Here is a 10598-nt window from a genome sequence, read left to right as displayed (position 1 = left end):
CGATGATCCGATCGTCAAGCTGTCCGCCGTGACCGCCTGACCATTCCGGCCATAGCCGGAAATCCCGGTGTCGGCCTCGATCCAGCTACACCACGCTCTGGGACACGATCCGAGCGGCGCCGGCGAAAATGGGCTAAGCTTCGCGAATCTTCTGCGCTCCTCTTTCCAAAGAGCCATGCGTCTCTTCGTCCTCGTTCTCGTCCTTCTCGCTCTCGCGCTGGGGCTTCTCGGCGCAGGCGCCTTTCGCCTCCTGAGAAGAGCCGACGAGGCCGCGCCGGCCGTCGTCGCCGCCAGCCTCGGCGATGCGCGCTTCGTGTATTCGCCGGCCTATGCGCGCGACGAGTCGACGCGCTATGGCGGGGCGGTCGATCGTCTTTCCTTCATCGCCGTGGCTCCCGATTTCGCCCCGCCGCCGAAGCCCAGCCTCGATCCGCGCCGGCGCGCGGCCGAGGAGCTCGATCCGATGCGCGTCTTCGTCACGCTCGCGCCGCGCGAGGAGGCGCTCGATCCGGCCGAGCGGCCGTCGCGTCTCTATGCGCGCTTTCTGGAGAGCGAGGTCTGGAGCGGGCCGGGCGGCCTCGTCCTGCGGCGCTTCGAGGCCGGCTCGCCCTATGAGCTCGAGCAGCTCTATCTCGCGCCGCCGGACGGGCGCGCGTTCTTCGCGCGCTGCCCGCGTCGGGACGCCGGCTTTCTCGGCTCGGCCCCCTGCATCTGGGCGCTGCGCTGGAAGACCGTGGATGTGGAGGCGCGCTTTTCCGCGCCGCTGCTGCGCGATTGGGAGGAGCTGGCGAAGGGCCTGCGCGCCTTTCTGGCCTCGATCGACGGCGCGTCCCCGCGACCGCGCTGAGCGCTGTCAGAAATCGTCGAGGTCGAAGTCGAGAATGGCGATCTGCAGCGTGTAGCTCGTCTGCTTGGCGTCGTCGGCGGAGATGACGCCGAGAAAATCTTCGCCGCTGTTGAGCTCCACCGAATCGGTCTTGCGGCCGCGCGGGGCGATGGTGAGCTTGTCGTTCTCGAACAGCTTGCGCAGATAGGATTGCAGCGTCTCGCGCCCGACCGGGAGCTTCATGCCGAAGGCGAAGGAGCGGTCGCCGTCCTCGTCGTCCACCATGATGGAGGCGATCTTGCGTTCGCCGAGATGAACGGCGGCGTCCTCGGGATTTTTGGGATCGGCGGTCACGCGAATCCCGTCGTTGCCGAGCGACTGGCGCAAGAAGGCCTGCAGCTTACGCAGCTCGATCTTGTCCAATTCCGGTTCCCCCGCTTCACGCGCCTCTTGCCGAGCGCCTCGCCGTCGTCTCGCGGCCTTGCTGCCTGTGCCATGAATCGCCGCCGCGCCGCAAGAGGGCGCGGGCGCTCGTCTCCGCTCGCTCGTCTCCGCTCGCCCATCTCCGCTCGAACGAAAAAGCCCGGCGCGCGCTGCGCCGGGCCTGTCGAAAATCTCGCCTCGCTCGCTCGGTCACTCGCCCGCGGCTTTGAGGCGCTTGTTGCATTCGCTCCAATATTTCGGCCAGGTGGCCTTGGGATTGGCCTTCAGCAGCTCGGCCTTCTTCGCCTTCCATTCGGCGCCGCATTTCTTCTGGCGCGCGGCCTGGGCGGCCTTGCCTTCGGGGGCGGGCTTCGCCGCGGGAGCGGCGGTCGTCGGGGCCGGAGCCGGCGTCGGAGCGGGAGCCGTTTCTGCCGGGGCCGGGGCATGAGTGGGAGCCGGGGCGGGAGCCGGCTCGGGAGCGGCGGCGGCCGGAGCGGGCGCGGGGGCCGGCGCCGGAGCGGGAGCAGGCGCTGCGGCCGGCGCGGCTTCGGCGGGCTGCTCGGCGAGGCGGGCGCGGCAGGCCTTCAGAAAGTCCTGCCAGCTCTGTCCCTTCAGCTCGTTGGCGGCCTTGACGGCTTGATATTGCGCGCCGCATTCCTTCAAAATATTCGCCTGCGCTTTCGCTTCGCCCGCGGCGACGGCGAGGCCGAGTGCGAGGGCGCCGGCGGCTGCGTAAGAGACGAGACGGATCGACATCAAATTTCTCCTTGGTGAGCGCCGTCGCCGATGAAGAGTCGTCGGCGCAAACGGCTCCCGACGGCCGCACTGCGAGCACGGCCTGTGCCAATTGTCTTGCATCGACGCATGGGCCGCAAGCTCGCCGCGACCGCAATGAGAATGTTATGAAACGCTCTTTCGGCAAAGATGGCGCGCATAGGGCGCGAGGGAAGAGGCGATGGCCGCTGAAAGAGAAAATCCACGCGCCTGGCGCGACGCTGCGGCGCTCATCCATCCAGATGGCGTTTTGCGTTGTCCCTGGGCCGGTTACGATCCGCTCTATGTCGCCTATCACGACGACGAATGGGGCCGGCCGGAGCGCGATTCGCGCGCTCTGTATGAAAAGCTGATCCTCGATGGCTTCCAGGCGGGCCTCTCCTGGATTTCCATTCTGCGCCGTAGAGAAGGCTTTCGCGCCGCTTTCGAGGGCTTCGATCCGCAGGCGATCGCGCGTTTCGACGCCGCGCGCGTCGAAACTTTGATGCAAAATCAGGCAATCATCCGAAATCGCGCCAAGATCGAAGGCGCCATCGCCTCCGCGCGCGCCTATTTGGAGATAGAGAAGCGCGTGGGCTTTTCCGATTATCTCTGGGATTTCGTCGATGGCGCTCCGATCGTCAACCGTCCCCGCACGACGGCCGACGTGCCGACGCAGACCGACATATCGCGCCGCCTCGCCAAGGATTTGAAGTCGCGCGGCTTCGCCTTCTGCGGCCCGACCATCGTCTACGCCTTCATGCAGGCGGTCGGCATGGTCGACGACCATCTGGCGGAGTGCCACAGATGCGCGGCGTGAAGGCGGGCAAGGCGGAGGTCGCCCCCCGCGCCTGGCAGCGTATGCTCTCCGGCCGGCGGCTCGATCTGCTCGATCCTTCGCCGCTCGATGTGGAAATCGAGGATATCGCCCACGGCCTCGCCCGCGTCGCCCGCTGGAATGGTCAGACGCGCGGCCCACATATATTTTCGGTCGCCCAGCACAGCCTGCTCGTCGAGGAGATCGCCTGCGCGCTGTCGCCCGGGCTCGGGCGCGAGGGGCGGCTGTTCATGCTGCTCCATGACGCGCCGGAATATGTGATCGGCGACATGATCTCCCCCTTCAAAGCCGTCATCGGCGACACATACAAGAGCGTGGAGAAACGCATTCTGACGGCGATCCTGCTGCGCTTCTCATTGCCGGCGGAGCCGGACGCCGCACTGATGCGCCTTTCCAAAAGGGCGGATCGCGCCTCGGCTTTTTTCGAGGCGATCGGATTGGCCGGCTTTACACGCGCGGAAGCCGAGCGCATCTTCGGCCGGCCGGCGCTCGGCCCCGATGCTTTCCTGCAAGCGTTGGAGCCGATTTCGGTCGAGACCGCGCAGCAGCGTTTTCTGGCGCGCTTCGCCGCGATCGAGCGAGGCGAGGCGCGCAGTGTCGAGGGTGAGGCGTCGAAGTGACACAGAGAAGGTGAGAGATGGCGCACCTCTATGTCTGTTCGCTCACGAAAGTCGTCGACACGGTGCGCGCCAGCGGCGCGCGCTCGCTCATCACCATTCTCACCGCCGGCGCCTCGCTGGCGCGGCCGAGCGAAATCGTTCCCGAGCGCCATTTGCGCCTCGCCGTCTCCGACATAGAGGCGGATCAGGAGGGCCATGTGCTCGCCAATTGCGCGCATATTCAGAGCCTGCTCGACTTCGCCGGCGCATGGGACCGGCGCGAGCCGCTGGTCATTCATTGCTATGCCGGCGTCAGCCGCTCGCCGGCCGCGGCCTTCATTCTCGCCTGCGCGCTCGCGCCGCAGCGGGCCGAGACGGAACTCGCGCGCGAATTGCGCCGCGCCTCGCCCACCGCCACGCCCAATCGCCGTCTCGTCGCTCTGGCCGATCGCCTTCTCTCGCGCGAGGGGCGCATGACGGCGGCGATCGCCGAGATCGGCCGCGGCGCCGATTGCTACGAGGGGGCGCCCTTCGCGCTCGAGCTCGCCTGACGCACAGGAGATGATGAGCTTCGAACATCTGCGCGCGATGGAGGGACCGCTGCCGGTGGGGATCGGCCTCACCGCCGCGATCGTCGCGGCGCTGGAGGACGAGCCGCTCATCCTCACGGTCGCCGCCACGGGCGAGGACGCCCGCGCCGCTCTGCCGTCCGGCCCTTTCGATCCGGTGCGTCACCGCACTTTCGAGATCGGCCTGCGCGCCTGGGTCGCCGAGCAGACCGGCGTGACGCTCGGCTATGTCGAGCAACTCTATACTTTCGGCGATCGCGGCCGCCACGCCCGCGCCGGCGACCGCGATCCGCATGTGGTCTCGGTCGGTTATCTCGCCTTGACCCGCATCGCCGAGGGCGCGAGCGAAATTCGCGGCTTTCGCAGCTGGTATGAATTCTTCCCCTGGGAGGATTGGCGCGGCGGGCGTCCCGAACTGATGGAGAAAGCCATTTTGCCGGGCCTCTCGGCCTGGGTGGAGGAGGCGCCGGATGCGCTCTCCTCTTCCGGCCTGCGGCGGCGGGACCGCGTCAATCTCCTGTTCCGGCCGCAGGGCCGTGGTCTCGACGAGGAGAATGCGCTGGAACGTTATGAGCTGCTCTATGAGGCCGGACTCGTCGAGGAGGCCTGGCGCGACGGCCGCGAGGCGGCGCTGAGGCGCGGCGTGAAGCCGCCGCCGCTCGGCGCGTCCATGCAGCACGATCATCGGCGCATTCTCGCCACCGCAATGGGCCGGCTGCGCGCCAAGATGAAATATCGCCCGGTGATTTTCGAGCTGATGCCGCCGGCCTTCACCCTCACCGAGCTGCAACGGACAGTAGAGGCGATCGCCGGCCGTCATCTGCACAAGCAGAATTTCCGCCGTCTCGTGGAAACCTCCGCCGCCGTCGAGCCGACCGGGGAGATGTCGCTGAAGACGGGCGGCCGCCCCGCGGCGCTTTTTCATTTTCGCCGCAATGTCTTGCAAGAACGTCCTGCGCCCGGCCTCAGGGTCGGCATAAGAGGATGATCCGGCGGTTAAGAGACTATTCACCCTGTCATGGTGAATTTTCTCTTGTCGGACGTCTGTAGAGCGTAGGGGTGTTGTTTGGGTTATCTGTCGCCGCCGCCTGCTCCGGCGCCGGTCGTCGTCTACAAGGATGTGGGCGGTCTCGTCTCGGAGTATCAGGCGCAAACGGAAATCTATCGCCGCGAGGGTCGCGAGGTTCGTCTGCACGAATGCCGGTCGGCCTGCACAATGGCGCTCAGCCTTCCGAATGTCTGTGTCTATCCGGATTCGCAGGTCAAATTCCATTTGGCCTATAATGCGATCGACCATCAGACCGACGCCGGCGTCTCCGCCGAGCTCTTCAATTACTATCCCGCGGCGGTGCGCGAGCGGCTCGGCTATCTCACCCGCCAATATCGGGTTCTCTCCGGCAGAGAGCTGATTTCGCTCGGTATTCGCAATTGCAACGGCGGCGGCCAGACGATGATCGCCGCCGCCGGCCGCAGCCGCCGCGGCGCGCAGACGATCGCCTCGGCGACGCCGGCCTCCGATCCGCTCGGCGATCTCGCGCAAAAGGTGCGCGGCGCGGTGTCGCAGGCTTTCGCCGATCCCACATCGCCGCCGCAGGGGCCGATCCGCCTCGCCCTTGCCGAGCGCGATCGGCTCGCCGCGACCGGCTCCGTCGACGCCATGCCGACGGCCTCCATCCGCTCCAATGGCGCCGCGCCGCTCGAGGCGCCCGAGCCGCCCCGCCGCCCGCCATCGGCCGCCTTCACCAGCGGCGACGCACAAAAAACGCCCGAACCGGCTCCGGAGGCGCTCGCCGCGCCGGCGCCGCTCATCCCCGGCGGCTACCCGATTCTGGCTACGGGCGCTTTCGTCCCGCCGCTCGTCGGCGGCGCAGCACATTGACTTTTAACGGAAGCTCGACATTGTGTCGCAAAGGCGGCCGGGCAATTTTTCGCCATTTTGTCGAAATAGCGTCCTCGATCTCACGGTCGAGACCGATTCGCCCGTGTCGAAGGGAGGCCGCGTCCAGCCGCGCCGAGTCCGCGGCGAGACATGCGCCGCCGAGACGTGGCGACGGTATGACGAAGCCGCGATCGATCCGTGGATCGGTCGCCCGTGCGTTCGGCGCTCGCGTCTCGCAATTCAATTCGTCGGGCTGACTCGCCCGCCGACCAGCGGAAAGAAGAGAGTTTTGGACGATCGGCGGGAAGGCGCGCCTCTCCTCTCACGACGGTCTATCGCGCGGCTCATGAGCGCCGCGGCGGCGCTGATCGCGGCGCTGGCTCCGTCCTTCACCGAAGACGCGGTCGCCAATGGCGACACGCGCACGCTCTATCTCTTCCACAGCCACACCAAAGAGCAGATCGCCGCGACTTATCTGGTCAATGGCCGCTACGACTCGGCGGTTCTCGAGCAGTTGAACTGGTTCCTGCGCGACTGGCGCCGCGACGAGCCGACCAAAATGGACCCGCGCCTCTTCGATGTCGTATGGGAGGCCTATCGACAGGCCGGGGCGACCGAGCCGGTCCATGTCGTCTCCGCCTATCGCTCGCCGGAAACCAACTCCATGCTGCGCCGCCGCTCCCGCGCCGTGGCGAAACATTCGCAGCACATGCTCGGCAAGGCGATGGACACCACCATGCCGGGCATGTCCATGGAGCAGATCCGCGAGATCGGAATGCGGATGCAGCGCGGCGGCGTCGGCTATTATCCGACCGCCGGCACGCCTTTCGTGCATCTCGACGTCGGCGGCGTCCGCTCCTGGCCGCGCATGAGCTATGACCAGCTCGCGCGCCTGTTCCCGGACGGCAAGACCGTGCATCTGCCCGCCAACAACCAGCCGCTCGCGCGCTATGAGGAGGCCAAGGCCGAGATCGAGGCGCGCGGCAACGGCGCCTATGTTCCGGCGGTCCAGCGCCAGAGCAGGGGGCTTTTCGCCATGCTGTTCGGCGGCGGCGAGGAGGACGAGGACAGCGGCGTCGCCACGGCTCCGCCGCCGACGGCGCGCAAGCAATGGGCGTCGCTGGCGCCGCGCCGCTCCGCCGGCGCCTCCGAGGAGGAGGAGAGCCTCGAGGCCGCGGCGCCGAGCCGTCGCGAGCCGGAGCGCATCGTCGCGGCCGAGCGCAATTTGCCGCGCGGCGAGACGCAGCTGAGCGCCGGCCCGGCCGATCCGCCCGCCGTCTCGCGCACCGCCGAGCGGCAAAAGCCGGTGACGACGGCCTCGCTCGCGATATCCGCCGAGGAAGCGCGGATCGAGGCGAAGCTCGACGCGGCCCTCGCCGCACCCCTGCCGCCGCGGCGTCCGATGTTCCTCGCCCTCGCCGGCGCGCCCCTGCCGCCGTCGCGTCCGAGCGAATTCGCCGCTCTGGCGAGTGTCGCAGCCGCGCCGCCGGCCCGCCGCGCCGTGGGCGCCATCGCCAGCCTCGTCGATCTCGGCCCCGCCAGCCTGCGCGGCGGCGTCATCGAGGAGGCGCGCAGCGCCCCGCCGTCGCCGGCCGCGCATCCGGCGCCTTCATCTGCTCCGACGTCTTCGACTTTCAAGTCTTCGGCTCCTCTCGAGCCTTCGCCTTCCAAGCCGGAGCCGCTGCTCGCCTATGCGCCGTCCGCCGCGCGATCGCTTCCTTATGGAAGCGAATTCGCCGGCTCCGAACTGCGCCTTCCTGCCGCCAGACCGGCCCCGATCGCCAAGCCCGCGGCGGCGAAAGTGGAGCTGGTGCCAGCGCGGCTGGACCGCTCCAATTTCCGTGCGCTGACGACCGCGGTCTCGGCGAGCCGGTTGCCGGGCGGCACGGCGCTCGGAGCCACTTTCGCCGCGCCGCGCTCGGCCGCCCGCGCCGATGCGGGATTATTCGCGCCCTCGGCATCGAGCGGACAGGCGCAGGCTTTCGCCGGCCAAACGGCGATTCTGCCGACGGACCGCTTCGTTTCGACGCGCTGAGCCGCCGCTCGCTTTCGTGGAGCGGAGGAGGGTCGGCGCAGACCGCTGAATCAGTCCTTTATCTCGGTTTGAATGGTGAAGATGTCGTAGGGGGGCGTCGCCTCCCCATTGGCGTAGGGCTCGGCCTCGCCGACCGCGCCATCGGGCGCGACCGAGCGGCGGACGACGCCGGCGACCGGCCCGCCATAGACCTGGATCGCGATCGAAACCTCCTCGGCCAGCGCATTGGCGAGGGCGGCGGAGGGGCCGGTCTTGGAGAGCCGCGCTTCGACCGCGCCTTTCTCCAATGCGTGCGCGTCTTCGGCCCCGCCGGGCAGGCGCCGCGCCACCGCGCCGCGCAAGACGCCGGCGATTTCCCAGACCCCCGGTTGCTCCAGCGACAGGCCGGCGCCGCCGGCGAGCACGGAGGCGACCACGGCGAAGCGCTCCTCGCCATCGCTATAGAGTTGGAATTGCCGCCCGCGCCCCGGCAGAGCCTCGGCGAAAACCGCCGGCAGGCAATCGTCGCTGGCGACGAGGCGGGTCATCAGATCGCGGCCGATGAGGAGAATCTCCCGCTCGCTGTCGGCGAGTTCGACCATCGACTGAATATCCCAGATGAATCGTTTGAGCGCCGGCGGAACCGGCCCTCTCTCGGTCGCGTTTGTGGTCATGCTCGTAAAAATGCAAGCGTCGCGCCATGGCCGCGCGGCAGGCTGGCGCCGCAATTGATGGAGTCTGCCGTCGCGAGGCCTTCGGAGACGGAGCGGGGCGGTGATCAAAGACTATATTCCGGAGTTGAGCGAGGTGCGCATGGTGCGTCGCGCGCCGGAGCGGCCTTTCGCGCTCAATGGCGCCGACGCCCGCTATGTCGAAGCCTGCCTGCGCGATTTCGAGGCGGCTTTCGGCCTCGACGCCTATCCGGGCGTTCCGTTCGAGCAAATTCCGGGGCGCGCGCTGATCGGCGACTTCATCGACTGGTGGCGCGGCATGGACCCGGAGGGCGAGGCGCAGCAGAACGCCCATTCCCGTCTGCCCGGCGCGATCCGCCTGCTCGATACGGTGTCGGCGTTGATGGAGGAGCTGTCGCAGCGCCGCGCCGGGGAGAGCTGAGCGCGCGACGTTCAATTCTGTCGGTTAGCGGACAATTCTGGACGACTGCGCGCGCCGGCGACAGCCGGACGGGGTGGGGTTCAACGGCAAGACTCGGGCGGTCACCCCCTCCCGCTCGCTTTCGGCGATCGACCTCCCCCCTCGAGGGGGAGGTGCGAGCGGCCCTTTCTACTCAGGCTTCTACAGTTTTATTCGGCGGCTCGAGGCGCCGGCTGCAGAGCGTCGCGCAGCAGCAGCGCGATATGGCGGGCCTTGCGGCCGCTGCCATGCTCGATCTGGTGGCGGCACGAAAAACCATTGGCGATCAGCGGCGCGTCGGGCGCGGCGTCGCGCATCGCCGGCAGCAGAGACAGCTCCGCCATTTTCATCGACGTCTCGTAATGCTCGGCCTCGAGCCCGAAGCTGCCGGCCATGCCGCAGCAGCTCGTCTCGACAATGTCGAAGGTAAAGCCCGGAATCCAGCCGAGCACTTTCTTCGTCGCCTTCATCACGCCGAAGGCCTTCTGATGGCAATGGCCATGCACGACCGCCTTGGGCAGATCGAGCGGCTTCAACGAAAGGCGCAGGCCCTTGTTTTGATATTCGCGGGCCAGAAACTCCTCGAGCAGATAGAGCTGCTTGCCGAGATCGCCGACCTCCGGCCCGAGCCCGAGACTATAGAGCTCGTCGCGCAGCGACAGAAGGCAGGAGGGCTCGAGGCCGATGATCGGCGTTTTGGCGGCGATCTCGTCGCGGAAGGCGGCGAGCACGCGCTCCGCCTCGCCACGGGCCTTTTTCACCATTCCGGTGGTGAGATAAGTGCGGCCGCAGCAGAGCGGACGGTCCGGCTCGGAATCGGTCGGCGCCGGCTCGGCGATGCGCACACTATAGCCGGCATGTTCCAGCACCTCGACGGCGGCCTCGGCCACATGCGGATCGAAGTGATGGCAGAAAGTATCGACGAAGAGGATCACCTCGCCGCGCGCCCCGGCGCTCGCCGCCGCCGGGGCGGAGCGGGCGAAAGCCGCGGGGGCCGGCTCGGGAATGGGACGGCGGGCGGTGACGCCGATCCATTTTTCCGCGAGCTTGGAGAGAAGGCGCGAGTGATTGCGCAGGCGAATGGCGAAGCGCAGCAGAGCGCGATGGCGGCCCGTCCATTCCGGCACGCCGCCGAACAGGCGCAGGCGCTTGGGCACGCCGACGATCTCGTGACGCTGGGCGAGATATTCGGTCTTGATCAGCGTCATATCGACGGCGCTGGGACATTCCTTCTTGCAGGCCTTGCAGGAGACGCAGAGATCCATCGCTTCGTCGAGGCGCGGATCGGCGAAAGCGCGCTCGTCGCTGCCGTCATTGAGCGCGGCCTTGAAGGCGGCGACGCGCGCCTCGGTGGAATGCTTGACTTCGCCGGTGACGCGATAGCTCGGGCACATGACGCCCTTGGCGGTCTTCTGACAATCGCGGCTGTGCATACACACGGCCACCGCCTTGGCGTAATTGCCGCCGGTGGCCGGAATGCCGGAATAGGCGTCGCCGATTCCATAGGTGTCGTAAGCCGACCAGTCGAGAAATGTCTTCATGCCGCCCGTTTCCTCGGGCGGCATG

12 protein-coding genes are annotated in these 10598 nt (G+C 67.8%); 8 read left to right on the top strand and 4 right to left on the bottom strand.

The window, feature by feature from the left end; all coding sequences use genetic code 11:
* The first annotated feature begins 175 nt into the window (after positions 1-175).
* Entirely contained in the window at positions 176-847 is a 672-nt protein-coding gene (locus tag FMZ75_RS10335) for a hypothetical protein (protein WP_166142630.1), read from the top strand.
* 6 nt (positions 848-853) lie between these two features.
* Here the strand turns inward: FMZ75_RS10335 and FMZ75_RS10330 are convergent, their stop codons facing one another.
* Entirely contained in the window at positions 854-1249 is a 396-nt protein-coding gene (locus tag FMZ75_RS10330; RefSeq protein WP_108917832.1) for a DUF3126 family protein, read from the bottom strand.
* 210 nt (positions 1250-1459) lie between these two features.
* Positions 1460-2005, bottom strand: coding sequence for a hypothetical protein (locus tag FMZ75_RS10325; RefSeq protein ID WP_166142628.1), 546 nt, complete (start codon positions 2003-2005; stop codon positions 1460-1462).
* Positions 2006-2204: 199 nt separating this feature from the next.
* Here FMZ75_RS10325 and FMZ75_RS10320 point away from each other — a divergent pair, with 199 nt between their 5' ends.
* The 6 genes from FMZ75_RS10320 (at position 2205) to FMZ75_RS10295 (ending at position 7922) form a co-directional block, all read left to right on the top strand.
* Positions 2205-2822: a DNA-3-methyladenine glycosylase I gene (locus FMZ75_RS10320; RefSeq protein ID WP_166142626.1), complete on the top strand. Its 618-nt coding sequence runs from the start codon at positions 2205-2207 to the stop codon at positions 2820-2822.
* Positions 2810-3460 carry an HD family hydrolase gene (locus tag FMZ75_RS10315; protein WP_108917305.1) on the top strand — a complete coding sequence of 217 codons (651 nt, stop codon included), beginning with the start codon at positions 2810-2812 and terminating at the stop codon, positions 3458-3460. Before FMZ75_RS10320 ends, FMZ75_RS10315 begins: the two co-directional genes overlap by 13 nt.
* Before the next feature lie 17 nt (positions 3461-3477).
* Positions 3478-3990, top strand: a complete 513-nt coding sequence (locus FMZ75_RS10310; RefSeq protein WP_108917306.1) for a tyrosine phosphatase family protein — start codon at positions 3478-3480, stop codon at positions 3988-3990.
* 10 nt (positions 3991-4000) lie between these two features.
* A complete protein-coding gene (locus FMZ75_RS10305) occupies positions 4001-4996 on the top strand; it encodes an NAD regulator (RefSeq protein WP_370464697.1) in 996 nt (331 codons plus the stop codon).
* A gap of 78 nt (positions 4997-5074) precedes the next feature.
* Positions 5075-5887, top strand: coding sequence for a hypothetical protein (locus FMZ75_RS10300; protein WP_108917307.1), 813 nt, complete (start codon positions 5075-5077; stop codon positions 5885-5887).
* Between the two features lie 346 nt (positions 5888-6233).
* The gene (locus FMZ75_RS10295; RefSeq protein WP_166142624.1) at positions 6234-7922 is read left to right on the top strand and encodes a DUF882 domain-containing protein; all 1689 of its coding nucleotides are present in this window, start codon (positions 6234-6236) and stop codon (positions 7920-7922) included.
* 50 nt (positions 7923-7972) lie between these two features.
* Here the strand turns inward: FMZ75_RS10295 and FMZ75_RS10290 are convergent, their stop codons facing one another.
* Complete coding sequence (locus FMZ75_RS10290) at positions 7973-8575, bottom strand: hypothetical protein (protein WP_108917309.1); 603 nt, start codon at positions 8573-8575, stop codon at positions 7973-7975.
* A gap of 100 nt (positions 8576-8675) precedes the next feature.
* On the opposite strand from FMZ75_RS10290, the gene FMZ75_RS10285 reads away from it, so the two are divergent.
* Positions 8676-9014: a hypothetical protein gene (locus FMZ75_RS10285; RefSeq protein WP_166142622.1), complete on the top strand. Its 339-nt coding sequence runs from the start codon at positions 8676-8678 to the stop codon at positions 9012-9014.
* Between the two features lie 188 nt (positions 9015-9202).
* On the opposite strand, the gene FMZ75_RS10280 is transcribed toward FMZ75_RS10285, so the two are convergent.
* On the bottom strand, positions 9203-10573 hold the full coding sequence (locus FMZ75_RS10280) for a (Fe-S)-binding protein (protein ID WP_166142620.1): 1371 nt from the start codon (positions 10571-10573) through the stop codon (positions 9203-9205).
* Between the last annotated feature and the right edge of the window lie 25 nt (positions 10574-10598).

Origin of the sequence: Methylosinus sp. RM1, from assembly GCF_011378635.1 — a bacterium.
GTDB lineage: Bacteria > Pseudomonadota > Alphaproteobacteria > Rhizobiales > Beijerinckiaceae > Methylosinus > Methylosinus sporium.
Note: the sequence above shows the minus strand (reverse complement) of the source record. Positions and strands in the feature narration are given on the sequence as shown.